We start from the raw sequence: 16,083 nt of genomic DNA, 5'->3' as shown, positions 1-16,083 counted from the left end.
CATGGGTCCCGTACTCGCCGGCGTGCTCCAACTGCTCGCGCTCGTCGCGGCACTGGCGCTCGCCCACCGTCCCCTCGGCGACCACATGGCCAGGGTCTACTCCTCCGACCGGCACTGGCGCGTGGAGAAGTGGATCTACAAGGGCATCGGTGCCGACCCCGGCACACAGATGCGCTGGCCCGCCTACCTGCGCGGTGTGCTCGCCTTCTCCGCCGCCGGCGTCCTCTTCCTCTACCTGCTGCAGCGGCTGCAGGGCGTGCTGCCGGGCTCGCTCGGCTTCTCGTCCATCGACCCTGACCAGGCGTTCAACACCGCGGCGTCCTTCGTGTCGAACACCAACTGGCAGTCGTACTACGGCGAGCAGGCCATGGGGCACGTCGTGCAGACCGCCGGACTCGCGGTGCAGAACTTCGTCTCCGCCGCCGTCGGCATGGCCGTCGCCGTGGCGCTCGTGCGGGGCTTCATGCGCTCGCGCAGCGGTGAGCTGGGCAACTTCTGGTCCGACATGGTGCGCGGGGTGACCCGCATCCTGCTGCCCGTCGCGGCGATCGCCGCGGTCGTGCTGGTCGCGTGCGGTGTGATCCAGAACTTCTCCGGCATCCATGAGGTCGGCCAGTTCACGGGCGGCCCGCAGCAGTGGAACGGCGGCGCGCTCGCCTCCCAGGAGGCCATCAAGGAGCTGGGCACGAACGGCGGCGGCTACTTCAACGCGAACTCCGCCCACCCGTTCGAGAACCCGAGCCCGTTCTCCAACCTCTTCGAGATCTTCCTGATCCTGGTCATCCCGTTCTCGCTGACCCGGACCTTCGGCCGGATGGTCGGTTCCCCGCGGCAGGGTTACGCGATCCTCGGCACGATGGCCACGATCTGGCTGGGCTTCACCGCGCTGATGATGTGGACCGAGTTCGCCCACCCGGGTCCCGCCTTCGACCTCGCGGGCGGCGCCATGGAAGGCAAGGAGGTGCGTCTCGGCGTCAGTACGTCGTCGATCTGGGCGGTCGCCACGACCCTCACCTCGACCGGCGCGGTCAACTCCTTCCACTCCTCCTTCACCGGCTTCGGCGGCGGCATCCAGCTGCTGGGCATGCAGCTGGGCGAGATCGCGCCCGGTGGTGTGGGCTCCGGCCTGTACGGCATGCTGATCATGGCCGTCATCGCGGTGTTCGTCGCGGGTCTGATGGTGGGCCGTACGCCGGAGTACCTGGGGAGGAAGATCGGCACCCGCGAGATCAAGCTGGCCGCCTGCTACATCCTGATCACCCCGGCCCTGGTGCTCGTCCTCACCGCTGCCGCGATGGCCCTCCCGACGCCGGGCGACTCGATGACCAACTCCGGAGCGCACGGCTTCTCCGAGATCCTCTACGCCTACAGCTCGGGCGCCAACAACAACGGTTCCGCCTTCGCCGGTCTGAACGCGGACACCCAGTGGTTCAACACCACGATCGGCCTCGCGATGCTGCTCGGCCGGTTCCTGCCGATGGTGTTCGTCCTGGCGCTGGCGGGCTCGCTCGCCGGGCAGAGGCCGATCCCGGTGACGGCGGGCACCCTGCGCACCGAGAAGCCGCTGTTCACCGGCCTGCTGGTGGGCGCGATCCTGATCATCACCGGTCTGACGTACTTCCCGGCGCTCGCGCTGGGCCCGCTCGCCGAAGGGCTGGCGGCATGACCACGCGTACACAGGAGCACGAGGACACGATGTCCACAGCCACCACTCCGACCCGGGCGCCGCACAGCGACGTGCCCACGGAGCACAAGATCTCCGAAGGCCGCGTCGGCGCGGGCCTCTTCGATCCCCGGCAGCTCGTCACCTCCCTGCCGGACGCCTTCCGCAAGCTCGACCCGCGGGTGATGATCAAGTCGCCCGTCATGTTCGTGGTCCTGGTCGGCTCCCTCCTGACCACCCTCTTCTCCTTCAGGGACCCCGGGGACTGGTTCGGCTGGACCATCAGCGCCTGGCTGTGGCTGACGGTCGTCTTCGCCAACCTGGCGGAGGCCGTCGCCGAGGGCCGCGGCAAGGCGCAGGCCGACACCCTGCGCAAGGCCAGGACCGGCACCGTGGCCAGGCGGCTCCTCGCGGACGGCTCACAGGAACAGGTCCCCGGCACGGATCTGAGGATCGGCGACCGCGTGGTCTGCGAGGCCGGCGACGTCATCCCCGGCGACGGCGACGTCGTCGAGGGTGTCGCGTCCGTCGACGAGTCGGCGGTCACCGGTGAGTCGGCTCCGGTCATCCGCGAGTCCGGCGGCGACCGCAGCGCCGTGACCGGCGGTACGAAGGTGCTGTCCGACCGGATCGTCGTCAGGATCACGACGAAGCCCGGCGAGACGTTCATCGACCGGATGATCGACCTGGTCGAGGGCGCGGCCCGGCAGAAGACGCCCAACGAGATCGCGCTGAACATCCTCCTGGCATCGCTGACGATCGTCTTCCTGCTCGCGGTGGCGACCCTGCCGCCGTTCGCGGACTACGCGGGCACCCATCTGACGATGGTCGTGCTGGTGGCGCTGCTGGTGTGCCTCATCCCGACGACGATCGGCGCGCTGCTGTCGGCGATCGGCATCGCGGGCATGGACCGGCTGGTGCAGCGCAATGTGCTGGCCATGTCCGGACGGGCCGTGGAGGCGGCGGGCGACGTGTCGACACTGCTGCTGGACAAGACCGGCACCATCACCCTCGGCAACCGGCAGGCCGCCGAGTTCGTGCCGGTGCGCGGGACCACCGAGGCCCAGGTCGCGGAGGCCGCCCAGCTGTCGTCGCTGGCCGACGAGACCCCCGAGGGCCGCTCCATCGTGGTCCTCGCCAGGGAGCGGTACGGCCGTCCCGCACGCCACCGGGGCGAGCTGACGCACGCCGAATGGATCGAGTTCACGGCCCGGACCCGGATGTCGGGCGTGGACGTCGGTGGACGGAAGGTCCGCAAGGGCGCGGCCGGTTCGGTCGTCGCCTGGGTCCAGGAACGGGGCGGGACGGTCGCCGAGGACGCCGAACCGCTGGCCAGGCGTATCTCCGAGGCGGGCGGTACGCCGTTGCTGGTCGCCGTGGAGGACGGCGGCGGCGCCCGCGTCCTCGGCGTCGTCCACCTGAAGGACGTGGTCAAGGACGGTATGCGGGAGCGGTTCGCGGAACTGCGCCGCATGGGCATCAGGACCGTCATGATCACGGGTGACAACCCGCTGACCGCGAGGGCGATCGCAAAGGAGGCGGGCGTCGACGACTTCCTCGCGGAGGCGACCCCCGAGGACAAGATGGCGCTGATCAAGCGGGAGCAGGCCGGCGGGAAGCTCGTCGCCATGACCGGGGACGGCACCAACGACGCCCCCGCGCTGGCGCAGGCGGACGTGGGCGTGGCGATGAACACCGGTACGTCGGCCGCCAAGGAGGCCGGCAACATGGTCGACCTCGACTCCGACCCGACCAAGCTCATCGAGATCGTGGAGATCGGCAAGCAGCTCCTGATCACGCGCGGTGCGCTGACGACGTTCTCCCTCGCCAACGATGTCGCGAAGTACTTCGCGATCATCCCGGCGCTGTTCGCGGCGGTGTACCCCGGCCTGGACAAGCTCAACGTCATGGGCCTGTCCTCGCCCGACTCCGCCATCGTGTCGGCCGTTGTCTTCAACGCGCTGATCATCGTCGCGCTGGTGCCGCTGTCGCTGAAGGGCGTGCGCTACCGGCCGGGCGGCGCCGACCGGCTGCTGCGGCGCAATCTGACGATCTACGGCCTCGGCGGACTCGTCGCTCCGTTCATCGGCATCAAGGTCATCGACCTGCTCGTCTCCCTCATCCCCGGGCTGTAACTTCTGGAAAGCGTGCTGAAGGCCATGAACAACTCCGTATCGAACACCGCCCGGCTGCTCGGAGCGGGCCTGCGCGCCCTCCTCGCGCTGACCCTGGTGACCGGTGTCCTCTATCCGCTGGTCGTCACCGGCATCGCGCAGGGACTGTTCCACGACCGGGCGAACGGCTCCGAGGTGAAGGCGGACGGCCGCGTCGTCGGATCGTCCCTCATCGGCCAGGCGTACAACCTGCCGCTGAAGAAGGGCCAGGAGACACCGGAGCCTGACCTGAAGTGGTTCCAGGGCCGCCCGCAGAACGGTCTCGGTTCCAACAGCGTCAACACCCGGTACAAGCTTGTCCTGTCCGGCGCGACCAACCGGTCCGGGGACGACGAGGAGCTCATCCAGTGGGTGAAGGACGCCAAGGCCGCCGTCGTCGAGGACAACTCCACGGGCACCCACAAGGTGAAGCCGTCCCAGGTGCCCGCCGACGCGGTCACCTCCTCCGGCTCCGGCCTGGATCCCGACATCTCGCCCGAGTACGCCGACCTCCAGGTCCACCGGGTCGCCGGGAAGAACGGCCTGCCCGTGGCCCGGGTGGAAAAGCTGGTGGACGAGCACACCGAGGGCCGCACGCTCGGCTTCATGGGCGAGCCCCGGGTGAACGTCCTCGCACTCAACATCGCGCTCAGGGAACTCCTGACGAAGAGCTGACGGGTCCGCCGGCGAAGAGCTGACGGGTCCGCCCGACCCGGCTCCACCGCACACTGGAGAAGGGCGCTCCCACGTCCGCCACCACGGCATCCGTCCGGGGACGGGCCACCGCTCCGAGGCGTGAGCCCGTCCCCGACCCCTGCCGGAACCGCACACGAGAGCCGACGAGAGCAGAGACGAGAACATGGCACGCGGCAAGCTCAGGATCTACCTCGGTGCGGCCCCGGGCGTCGGCAAGACGTACGCGATGCTCGCCGAGGCACACCGCCGGACCGAACGCGGCACCGACTGCGTGGTGGCCTTCGTGGAGCACCACGAGCGGCCCCGCACCGAGGTCATGCTGCGCGGTCTGGAGAAGATCCCGCGCCGGGAGCTGGAGTACCGCGGCACGCTCTTCACCGAGATGGACGTCGACGCGGTCCTGGCGCGGCATCCGCAGGTGGCGCTGGTGGACGAGCTCGCCCACACCAACGTGCCCGGTGCGCGCAACGCCAAGCGCTGGCAGGACGTGGAGGAACTGCTGGCGGCCGGTGTCGACGTGATATCGACGGTGAACATCCAGCATCTGGAGTCCCTCGGCGATGTGGTGGAGTCGATCACAGGAGTGCGGCAGCGCGAGACCGTCCCGGACGAAGTGGTCCGGCGCGCGGACGAGATCGAGCTGGTCGACATGCCGCCGCAGGCGCTGCGGCGGCGGATGGCTCACGGCAACGTCTACAAGCCGGACAAGGTGGATGCGGCGCTGTCCCACTACTTCCGGCCCGGCAATCTCACCGCCCTGCGGGAGCTGGCCCTGCTGTGGGTGGCCGACCGGGTCGACGAGTACCTGACGCGGTACCGCAGCGAGCACCGGGTGTCGAGGATCTGGGGCTCGCGCGAACGCATCGTGGTCGGCCTGACCGGTGGTCCCGAGGGCCGCACGCTCATCCGGCGGGCGGTCCGTCTGGCGGAGAAGGGCGCGGGCGGCGAGGTGCTGGCCGTCTACGTCGCGCGCAGCGACGGGCTGACCTCGGCCTCGCCCAAGGAGCTGGCCGTCCAGCGCACCCTGGTGGAGGACCTGGGCGGCACCTTCCACCATGTGGTGGGTGAGGACGTCCCGGTGGCCCTGCTGGACTTCGCGCGGGGGGTGAACGCCACCCAGATCGTGCTGGGTGTCTCGCGCCGCAGGAGCTGGCAGTACGTGTTCGGGCCGGGCGTGGGCGCGACGGTGGCCCGGGACTCGGGCCCGGACCTGGACGTGCACCTGATCACGCACGGCGAGGCGGGCAAGGGGCGCGGACTGCCGGTGGCGCGGGGAGCGCGGCTGGGCAGGACACGGGTCCTGTGGGGCTGGCTCGCCGGTGTCGTGGGACCCGTCCTGCTCACCCTTCTGCTCATGGTGTCCGACGCCGGCCTGGCCAACGACGTGCTGCTGTTCCTGACGCTGACCGTGGCGGCGGCCCTGCTCGGCGGCCTGTACCCGGCACTGGCCTCGGCGGCGGTGGGCTCCGCACTGCTCAACTGGTTCTTCACCCCGCCCTTCCACACGCTCACGATCGCCGACCCGAAGAACATCGTCGCCATCGTCATCTTCGTCGGCGTCGCGGTGTCGGTGGCGTCGGTGGTGGACCTGGCCGCCCGGCGCACCCAGCAGGCCGCCCGGCTGCGTGCCGAGTCGGAGATCCTGTCCTACCTGGCCGGCAGCGTGCTGCGCGGCGAGACCAGCCTGGAGGCGCTGCTGGAGCGCGTCCGGGAGACCTTCGGCATGGAGTCGGCGGCCCTGCTGGAGCGGCGGAGCGACGTCGATCCCTGGACCTGTGCGGGCAGTGCGGGGCCGCGTCCCGCCGGGAGCCCCGAGGACGCGGACGTCGACATGCCCGTCGGCGACCACATGGCGCTCGCGCTGTCCGGGCGGGTGCTGCCCGCCTCCGACCGCCGGGTGCTGGCCGCGTTCGCGGCCCAGGCCGCCGTCGTCCTGGACCGCCGGCGCCTGCGGCAGGAGGCGGAGCGGGCCAAAGTGCTGGCCGAGGGCAACCGGATCCGCACCGCGCTGCTGGCCGCCGTCAGCCACGACCTGCGCACACCGCTCGCCGGGATCAAGGCGTCGGTGTCGTCCCTGCGCTCGGACGACGTGGAGTGGTCCGAGGAGGACCGGGCGGAGCTGCTGGCCGCCATCGAGGAGGGCGCCGACCGGCTCGACCACCTGGTGGGCAATCTCCTGGACATGTCGCGCCTGCAGACCGGCACCGTCACCCCGCTGATCCGGGACATCGACCTGGACGAGGTGGTCCCCATGGCGATGGGCGGCATACCGGACCCCGAGTCGGCCGTCGTCCTGGACGTGCCGGAGAGTCTGCCCATGGTCGCCACCGACAAGGGCCTGCTCGAGCGGGTCGTCGCCAACGTCGTCGAGAACGCCGTCAAGTACAGTCCCGCGGGTGAGCCCGTCCTGGTTTCGGCCAGCGCCCTGGGCGAGGTGGTGGAGGTCCGGGTGGTGGACCGCGGTCCCGGGGTCCCCGACGAGGCCAAGGAGCGCATCTTCGCGCCCTTCCAGCGCCACGGCGACGCCCCGCGCGGCAACGGAGTCGGGCTCGGCCTCGCGGTCGCCCGCGGCTTCACCGAGGCCATGGGCGGCACCCTCACCGCCGAGGACACCCCCGGCGGCGGCCTCACGATGGTCCTCACCCTGCGGGCGGGAGGGGCGGGCACCGAGCGTCCCCAGCCCGCCGCGGCCCGGACCGTACCTGCGGAACACCCCGTACACACCGAGAGGCGGACTCCATGACCCGGGTGCTCGTGGTAGAGGACGAGCCACAGATCGTGCGCGCGCTCGTGATCAACCTCAAGGCGCGCAAATACCACGTCGACGCGGCCCACGACGGCGCCACCGCACTTCAGCTCGCTGCCGCCCGCCATCCCGACGTGGTGCTCCTCGACCTGGGACTGCCGGACATGGACGGCGTCGAGGTGATCAAGGGCCTGCGCGGCTGGACCCGCGTGCCGATCATCGTGCTGTCCGCCCGGCACACCTCCGACGAGAAGGTCGAGGCGCTCGACGCGGGCGCCGACGACTACGTCACCAAGCCCTTCGGCATGGACGAGCTGCTCGCCCGGCTGAGGGCGGCGGTCCGCCGCGCCGAACCCACCGGCAGCGGCGAGGAGGGCGTCGTCGTGGAGACCGCCACGTTCATCGTGGATCTGGCCGCCAAGAAGGTCCACCGCGGCGGTGCGGACGTCCGGCTCACGCCCACCGAGTGGCAGCTGGTGGAAGTGCTCGTGCGCAACACCGGTCGTCTGGTCAGCCAGAAGCAGCTCCTCCAGGAGGTCTGGGGGCCGTCGTACGGAAAGGAGACGAACTACCTCCGTGTCTACATGGCCCAGCTGCGCCGGAAGCTGGAGGCGGACCCGTCGCATCCGAGGCACTTCATCACGGAGCCCGGAATGGGGTACCGCTTCGAGAAATGAGACGGGGAGGAAGACGACCCGGCCGTCGCCCCGTCCAGCCGCCCGTGGGCGGCCCGGCCAGGCCACGGCCCTCCGGCACGGACCCGTGTCATATGCCCGCGGGGTGAGCTGAGAGACTGGCTGGTATGGATGTAGTCCGCAGGAACAATGTCACCGTCACCGGCAATCCGCAGGGGCGCACCGTGGTGCTGGCCCACGGGTTCGGCTGCGACCAGAACATGTGGCGGCTGACCGTGCCCGCCCTCGCGGACGACCACCGCGTGGTGCTCTTCGACTACGTCGGGGCGGGACGCTCCGACGCGTCCGCGTTCTCCGAGGACCGCTACGCGTCCCTGGACGGCTACGCCCAGGACGTCGTGGAGGTCTGCGAGGCGCTCGACCTGCGCGACGCGGTCTTCGTCGGGCACTCCGTCAGCGCGATGATCGGCGTCCTCGCCGCCGACCGCGCCCCGGAACGCATCGGCGCCCTGGTGATGGTCGCGCCCTCCCCGCGCTACATCGACGACGACGGCTACCGCGGCGGCTTCGGCGCGGACGACATCGAGGAGCTGCTGGGCTCCCTGGAGTCCAATTACCTCGGCTGGTCGGCGGCGATGGCTCCGGTGATCATGGGCAACGCCGACCGCCCCGAACTCGGCGACGAACTGCGCAACAGCTTCTGCGCCACCGACCCCGACATGGCCCGCGTCTTCGCCCGCACCACGTTCCTGTCCGACTCGCGCGAGGACCTGAAGCGGGTGCGGGTGCCCACCCTCGTGCTGGACTGCACCCAGGACGTGATCGCCCCCCGTGAGGTCGGCGCGTACGTGAACCGTTCGATCCCCGGCTCCACGCTGGTGACCCTGGACGCCACCGGGCACTGCCCCCACCTGTCCGCTCCCGAGGCCACCAACGAGGCCCTCACCGAGTTCCTGGCCGGACTAAAATGATGGCCCGGGCCGGGCAGTACTCCGACCCGCACGACGCCGACGACGACAAGACGGCGCAGGCCGCCTTCGCCGCCCTGCTGGAGGACAGTGCCGAGGACTTGTACGAGAGCGCACCGTGCGGCTACCTGTCCACGCTCATGGACGGGACGATCGCCAAGATCAACAGCACGCTGCTGGGCTGGCTCGGCCTGGCCCGGTCGGATGTGGTGGGCCGCCTGCGCTTCACCGACCTGCTGACCGTCGGCGGCAAGCTCTACCACGAGACGCACTTCGCGCCGCTGCTGCGCATGCAGGGCCAGATCAGCGGTATCGCCCTGGAGATCAAGCAGGCCGGCGGCGGGCGGATGCCCGTCCTGGTGTCCTCCGTCGTCAAGCACGGCACCACCGGTGAGCCCCTGCTGATCCGCACCACCGTCTTCGACGCCCGCGACCGGCGCGCCTACGAGGAGGAGCTGCTGCGCCGGCAGCAGTCCGCCGAGGAGGCACGCCGCCAGGCCGAGGCGGACCGGGCCCGGCTGCAGGACACGTTCGCCGTACTCCAGCAGTCCCTGCTCCCCGACACGCTGCCGGAGCTGCCCGGGGCGGAGGCGGCCGCCCACTACCACACCGCCTCCCCGGACCGGCTGGGCGGCGACTTCTACGACGTCTTCCCGCTGGACGGCAAGCGCTTCGGGTTCTTCCTCGGAGACGTGTGCGGCAAGGGCCCGCAGGCCGCGGCCCTCACCTCGCTGACCCGCTACACCCTGCGGGCCGCCGCCCTGCACGACCCGGACCCGGTCTCGGCCCTGACGACCCTCAACAAGGTGCTGCACGAGCGCTACTCGGCCGGCGGCGACCCGCGCTACTGCACGGCCGTCTTCGGCACCATCGACCCCGACCCGGACGCCGGGCGCCTCACCGTCCACCTCGCCTCCGGCGGCCACCCGCCCGCGGTGGTGCTGCGCGCCGACGGCACCGCCGCGTACCTGCCCACGCCGGGCGGGCTGCTCGTCGGCGTCCTGCCCGCCGCGCCCTTCACCGACGCGAGCACCACCCTCGGCCCCGGCGACACCCTGCTGCTCTACACCGACGGGCTCACCGAGGCCCGCACCGGCAAGGACCGCACCAGCCTCTACGGTGACGAGGCACTCCTGGCCTTCGCCGCGACCCAGGCCGGCAGACCCCCGCACGCGGTCATCGAGGCCCTCGGCGGCCTGCTGACGGGGTTCGGGGACGGCCTCGACGACGACACCGCCCTTCTCGCGATCGGCGTCCCCTCCTCCGACGACCAGACGAGCGAAGACCGGACGAGCAGCACACGATGAACGCACTGAAGATGAGCACCCGAGACACCGCGTCCGGACCGGTCCTGGAGGTCGCCGGAGACCTGGACTACCTGAACGCCGGGCAGTTCCGCGACCTCCTCCCGACGATCACGGTCCGCCCCGGCCAGCGCCTCGTCGTCGACCTGGGCGCCCTGGACTTCTGCGACTCCAGCGGCATCACCGCCCTGATCGCCGCACATCATCATGCGCAGTCCGGCGGAGGGCAGCTGGTGCTGGCCGCCGTACCGGCCAACACGCTGCGCATCCTGAGCATCGTCGGGCTGGACCAGGTCCTCACCATCCATCCCGACAGCGAGGTCGCCACCGGCGCCTGACCTCGGAACGCCGCGTTCCGGACGTCCGCGCGGTAGGACCGGTCATCAAAGATGACCAGAAACCGGCGCGTGTCCCCGCGCCGGACCGGTACAGACCAGTGGCAGTCGCACCGGTTCGTCCCACCTGCCCCACGGACCCGCCTCCGCCTCCCCGACCTGCGGCGAAGAGATCGCCGGGCCTCCGGCCGGCACCCGCCGCGAAGGGCCGAGCACACGGACCGGCCCCGTCGACGGCTCCCGGCGACCTGCGTTTTTCCGTCAGATTCCGCAGCAAGAGCACGAAAGCTCCACAGATACCTCACTATTTGACGCGACGGATGCGTCGACGACCGGTCTCTGAGGGGGAAGCCGGCGTCGCGCGCGGGGGTGCGTCGCTCTGCGGAGCCATGCTCACCCCTGCACGGGGAGGGGACAGCACCGCATGAAGCGGACCTTGAGCACCACTGTGCTGACGACGGGCGCGCTGATAGCCGCCCTCGGCGTACCGGCCGCCCACGCGGCCGAGCCGGAGCCCCGCATCGACCTGCGGGTGCTCGTCGTCAGCGACGGAGGCCCGGCCACCGACGCCATCGCCGCCGAACTGCAGACCGCCGGAACGCCGTACACGGAGATCGACCTGAACCGGTCCGACCGTCCCGTGATCGACGCCGGCTACCTCGCGGACACCGTCGACGGCCGGCCACGCGCCAAGTTCCAGGCGGTCGTCCTGCCCAACGACAACCCGTTCCCGGCCGGCTCGGCGGAGATGGCCGCCCTCGCGGCGTACGAGCAGGAGTACGCCGTCCCGCAGGTCGACGCCTACACCTACGCCCGGCCCGAGGCCGGACTGCAGTACCCCGTGAACGGCGGCTACTCCGGCAGCGTCGACGGGGTACGGGCCGAGGTGACGGACGCCGGCCGGTCCGGGCCGTTCGGCTACCTCGACGGACCCGTGCCCTTCGAGGACAACGCGCCCGACGTCGGTGAGAGCTACGCCTTCCTGTCCAGCCCCGCCGAGGGCGCCGACTTCACGCCGTACGTGCAGGCGCCCATCCCGGGCTCCGGCCGGCAGGGCTCCCTGGTGGGGGAGTACCGGCACGACGGGCGGCGCGAACTCGTCGTCACCTTCGTCTACAACCGCCACCAGCAGCAGTTCCGGCTGCTCGCCCGCGGCATCGTCGCCTGGATGACCGGCGGTGTGCACCTCGGCGCCTCCCGCAACTACTTCGCCGTCCACGTCGACGACGTCCTCGCGGGCGACGACCGCTGGAACTCCACGCTCAACTGCACGCCCGGCGACGTCGACTGCACCGATCCGGACGCCACACCCGACCCGATCAGGATGACGCCCGCCGACGTCGACCACGCCGTCAGCTGGCAGCAGGAACGCGGCCTCACGCTCGACCTCGCCTACAACGCCGCCGGCAGCGTCGACCACCGCGAAGACCACGCCGGCGCCGACCCGCTCGCCGACCGCCTCGTGCAGCGGCGCGACGCCTTCCGCTGGATCAACCACACCTACACGCACGCCTTCCTCGGCTGCGAACAGGACACCTCGGTGGTGCCCTGGCGCTGCGCCACGAACGCCGACGGCAGCACCAAGTGGGTCGGCCGCGACGACATCGCCGACGAGATCGCCCACAACCGCGCCTGGGGACGGTCCGCCGGACTCCCCATGGACGACGACGAGCTGGTGACCGGCGAGCACTCCGGGCTCAAGGTGCTGCCCCAGCAGCCCGCCGACAACCCCAACCTGGCGCTCGCCCTCGCCGACACCGGCGTCACCTGGCTCGCCTCCGACAACTCCCGCGAACCCGGCCGGCGCCAGGTCGGCCCCGCCACCACGGTCCCGCGCTACCCGATGAACGTGTTCTACAACGCGGGCCGCGCCGCCGAGCAGGTCGACGAGTACAACTGGATCTACACCAGCCGCGCCCAGGGCGGCAGCGGCATCTGCGAGGACAACCCGGCCACCACCACCTGCCTGCCCGCGCCGCTCGACCCGGAGACCGGCTACACCGAGCACATCGTGCCCCTGGAACGGCAGATCGCCTTCGGCCACGTCCTCGCCAACGACCCGAAGCCGCACTTCATCCATCAGTCCAACCTGGCCGAGGAGCGCATCGCCTACCCGGTCCTCGACGGCGTCCTCGACGGCTACGAGGCCCTGTTCGCGGCGGACACCCCGCTGGTCAACCTGCGGATGAAGGCCATCGGCGGGGAACTGGGCCGCCGCGCCGCCTGGCGGACCGCCGTGGACGGCGGAGAGGTCACCGCCTACCGCATCGGCGACACCGTCACCGTGGACGGCCCCACCGGCGTCGACATCCCCGCGACCATGCCCGACGGCACCACCCGGTCCGGCACCGCCTTCGGCCAGACGTACGCCGGACTGCGCTCCGGCTGGACGGCCCCGGCCACCGGGCCGCTCACCCTCACCCTGCCCGCCTCCACGGCACCCGCCGCGCCCGGCGGCACGGACGGCTCCGCACCCGCCACCGTCCCGGCCCCGGACGCCCGCGTCCCCGCGGGCGTGGCCGAGCACGTCCCGCCCACGGGGAGCTGACCGACACCCGCAGCGAGGTCCCGGCCGTCCGCGCCGGGACAGGCACCCCTCACCACACCTCGGCCGTGGAGCACATCCATGCACGTTCACCACGCCGCGCGGCGGGCCACCGCCGCGCGCGTCACCCTGCTCACCGAAGGCACCTACCCGCACAGTCACGGCGGCGTCAGCGTCTGGTGCGACCAGCTCGTCACCGGCATGCCGGACATCGAGTTCGACGTCATCGCCGTCACCGGGACCGGACGGGAATCCCTCGTCTGGGACCTCCCCGGCCATGTCCGCGACGTCCTGTCCGTGCCCATGTGGGGCCCCACCCCCGACGGCCGGCCCCCGCGCGGCCGGTCCCGCAGCCGACTCGCCACCGCCTACGAACAGTTCCTCACCGCGCTCGTCGACCCCGGCGCCGAGGACGGCTTCGCGCCCGCCCTGCACGCCCTGGCCCACGCGGCCGCCGCCGCCGAACTCAGCCCGTTCCTGCGGGGCGACACCGCCCTGCGCATCCTCACCGCCGTATGGAACCGCCCCGGCCTGGCCGTCCGCGAGGCACGGCCGACGCTGCACGACGCGCTCACCGCCACCGCCCTGCTGGAACACGCGCTGCGCCCGCTCGCGGTGCCACCCCCGCGGGACGGCGTCGCGCACGCCGTCAGCGGTGGCGTCGCCGTCCTGCCGGGCCTCGCCGCCCGCGAACGGTACGGCGTCCCGCTGCTGCTCACCGAGCACGGCGTCTACCTGCGTGAGCGATACCTGGGCTACCGCACCGCGGCCTACCGCTGGCCCGTCAAGGCGGTCGTCCTCGGCTTCTTCCGCCTGCTCGCGCAGGAGAGCTACCGCCAGGCGGCCCTGATCACCCCGGGCAACCGTTACAACCGGCTCTGGGAGGAACAGGGCGGCGCCGACCCCACCGCGATCCGCACGGTCTACAACGGCGTCGACCCGGCCGCCTTCCCACCGGCCGGCCCCGAACCCGAGACCCCCACCCTCAGCTGGGCCGGACGCGTCGACCCGATCAAGGACCTGGAGACCCTGATCCGCGCCTTCGCCCTCGTCCGGGCACAACGCCCCGACGTACGGCTGCGGTTGTTCGGCGGCACCCCGCGCGGCGGCGAGGCCTACCGCGAACGCTGCGAGGCCCTCGCCGCCGAACTCGGGCACGCCGACGCGGTCACCTTCGAAGGCCGGGTCGACGACATCAAGGACGCCTACGCAGCCGGCTCCGTGGTCATGCTGTCCAGCATCAGCGAAGGCTTCCCCTTCACCCTGATCGAGGCCATGTCGTGCGGCCGGGCCACCGTGTCCACCGACGTCGGCGGCGTCCGCGAGGCCGTCGGCGACACCGGACTCGTCGTACCGCCGCGCGACCCGGCCGCCATGGCCGCCGCCGCGCTCGAACTCCTCGGCGACCCCGGACGGCGCCGCGCCATGGGGGAGGCGGCCCGGCTGCGGGTCATCGAGCAGTTCACCCTGCGGCAGACCATCGACACCTTCCGCGGCATCTACCACGAACTGGCCACCGGGACGGCACCCACGCCCACCCGGGTCGTCCTGCCCGCCCCGGCGGTCACCGGCACCGGGAGCCTCACCCGATGAGCGGCCCCCTGTCCCTCGAACCCGGCGACGGGCACGACACGCTCGCCCTGCGGCTCGCCACGCCCCGCCCGCCGCGCCGCCGCCCGCGCTGGGCGCTCGACGACGCCACCCTCGCCATCCGGCTGCCCGGACACGGCCCCGACGAGGAGGCGGTCAGCACCCTGGCCGCCGAACTCGCCGACGCCATAGGGCCCGCCGTCCACCCCTACGAGGTCGCGGCCCTGCTGGAGGCCGAGGGCCTGTCCGCTTCCGTCATCAAGGAGCGGTACGGGCACCCCAACCTGTTCTCCCTGGCGACCGCCCTGTACGAGCGGGTGCCCCGGACGTTCCCCGAACCACCGCCCGCCCCCGACCCCTGGCGGCCCGACACCCTGCGCTGCCTGCTGCGCGGCGTCCTGTTCGCCCTGCCCGCCCTCGCACATCTGCTCACCGCCCCGCTGTGGTCGCTCACCCGGTACGCGCCCGTACTGATCGTGGCGGGCATCGCCTCCTGGGCGTGGGGGCAGGCCCTCGGCCACCGCGCCCACCTGCGGCTCGTCACAGGACGCCGGGAGGCGTCCGGCACCCTGTTCGCCGGGTCCCTCCTGGGCGCCGCCATGGCGACGGCCCTCGCGCTGATCCCCGGCCCGGACACCCTGGCCCTCGCGGTCGCCGCCGGCCAGTCGCTGTACCTGGCCGCCGCCGGCGTCCTCCTGGTACTCGCCCGGGAGAGACTGCTGCTCGCAGCGCTCAGCCCGCTCATCGCCGGGGCCGCCGTCCTGCCGTGGTGGGAACCCGGGCCCCTCGCACGCGCAGGACTGCCCCTGCTCGCCCTGCTGGCCACCCTGGCCGCCGCCGGCCACGTCCTGTGGCGCGGCCGCACCGGGCCATCCGCCCCGCACGCACCGCGCACCCCCGTACGCGCCTCCCTGCCGTACGGCCTGTTCGGGCTGGCCGCGGCCGTGCTCGTCGTGCTGACAGGACGTCAGCAGCCGTACGCCGTGATCGCCCTGACCCTCAGCATGGGGCCCGCCGAATGGCTGCTCTACCGCTACCGCGGCTGGTCCGTCGCCGCGCTGCGCGGCAGCGCGACCCCCGGCGGGTTCCTGCTGCGCTCGGCCGGTGTCCTCGCCGGCTGCCTCGGCGCCTACCTGCTCCTGCTGCTGCCCGCCGCACTGCTCACCGGCGCGGACCCGGCCACCCCCCTGCTGCTCGCGGCCGCCCTGTGGACCGCCCTGCTGCTGCAGGCGTTCGGCACGGCCTGGCCGCCCGCCCTGCTCTGCCTCGCCGCCGCCGCGTCGGCCGGCGCGGTGACCGCCCTGGACCTGCCGCCCGAGCCGGTCGTCCTGCCCGCGGTGTGCGCCGCGGCCGCGCTCTGCCTCGCGGTCTGCGCGCTGCGCGTGCTCGGCCGGCCCTCCCCGCACGCCTGACCCTCCGCATCACCCCATCGGACCGCCGGAGCCCGC

Annotated in this window: 11 protein-coding genes; all 11 read left to right on the top strand. The window is 72.2% G+C overall.

Annotation, left to right across the window (positions count from 1 at the left end):
- Position 1: 1 nt before the first annotated feature.
- Complete coding sequence (gene kdpA, locus ADL34_RS11170; RefSeq protein ID WP_062672338.1) at positions 2–1,666, top strand: potassium-transporting ATPase subunit KdpA; 1,665 nt, start codon at positions 2–4, stop codon at positions 1,664–1,666.
- Positions 1,663–3,798: a potassium-transporting ATPase subunit KdpB gene (kdpB, locus tag ADL34_RS11165; protein ID WP_199835554.1), complete on the top strand. Its 2,136-nt coding sequence runs from the start codon at positions 1,663–1,665 to the stop codon at positions 3,796–3,798. The genes kdpA and kdpB overlap by 4 nt, the downstream gene beginning before the upstream one ends.
- Positions 3,799–3,822: 24 nt before the next feature.
- The gene (locus ADL34_RS11160) at positions 3,823–4,491 is read left to right on the top strand and encodes a potassium-transporting ATPase subunit C (RefSeq protein ID WP_107115732.1); all 669 of its coding nucleotides are present in this window, start codon (positions 3,823–3,825) and stop codon (positions 4,489–4,491) included.
- Positions 4,492–4,675: 184 nt separating this feature from the next.
- Positions 4,676–7,255: a sensor histidine kinase gene (locus ADL34_RS11155; protein ID WP_062672342.1), complete on the top strand. Its 2,580-nt coding sequence runs from the start codon at positions 4,676–4,678 to the stop codon at positions 7,253–7,255.
- Positions 7,252–7,935, top strand: a complete 684-nt coding sequence (locus tag ADL34_RS11150; protein ID WP_062672344.1) for a response regulator — start codon at positions 7,252–7,254, stop codon at positions 7,933–7,935. The genes ADL34_RS11155 and ADL34_RS11150 overlap by 4 nt, the downstream gene beginning before the upstream one ends.
- Before the next feature lie 125 nt (positions 7,936–8,060).
- Positions 8,061–8,864, top strand: a complete 804-nt coding sequence (locus ADL34_RS11145; RefSeq protein WP_062672346.1) for an alpha/beta fold hydrolase — start codon at positions 8,061–8,063, stop codon at positions 8,862–8,864.
- The gene (locus ADL34_RS11140; protein WP_062672348.1) at positions 8,864–10,168 is read left to right on the top strand and encodes a PP2C family protein-serine/threonine phosphatase; all 1,305 of its coding nucleotides are present in this window, start codon (positions 8,864–8,866) and stop codon (positions 10,166–10,168) included. Before ADL34_RS11145 ends, ADL34_RS11140 begins: the two co-directional genes overlap by 1 nt.
- Positions 10,169–10,179: 11 nt before the next feature.
- Positions 10,180–10,503 (top strand): STAS domain-containing protein, encoded by a 324-nt coding sequence (locus tag ADL34_RS11135; protein WP_306299661.1) that lies wholly within the window; start codon positions 10,180–10,182, stop codon positions 10,501–10,503.
- A gap of 421 nt (positions 10,504–10,924) precedes the next feature.
- Positions 10,925–13,048 carry a hypothetical protein gene (locus ADL34_RS11130; protein WP_062672351.1) on the top strand — a complete coding sequence of 708 codons (2,124 nt, stop codon included), beginning with the start codon at positions 10,925–10,927 and terminating at the stop codon, positions 13,046–13,048.
- Positions 13,049–13,126: 78 nt separating this feature from the next.
- On the top strand, positions 13,127–14,638 hold the full coding sequence (gene pelF, locus ADL34_RS11125; protein ID WP_062672353.1) for a GT4 family glycosyltransferase PelF: 1,512 nt from the start codon (positions 13,127–13,129) through the stop codon (positions 14,636–14,638).
- Entirely contained in the window at positions 14,635–16,047 is a 1,413-nt protein-coding gene (locus tag ADL34_RS11120) for a hypothetical protein (protein WP_062672354.1), read from the top strand. The genes pelF and ADL34_RS11120 overlap by 4 nt, the downstream gene beginning before the upstream one ends.
- Positions 16,048–16,083 lie beyond the last annotated feature (36 nt).

This window comes from Streptomyces sp. NRRL WC-3605, assembly GCF_001509795.1.
In the GTDB taxonomy this organism is placed as follows: Bacteria; Actinomycetota; Actinomycetes; order Streptomycetales; family Streptomycetaceae; genus Streptomyces; species Streptomyces viridochromogenes.
The sequence above is the reverse complement of the archived record's forward strand: the minus strand, read 5'-3'. Positions and strand labels throughout refer to the sequence as shown.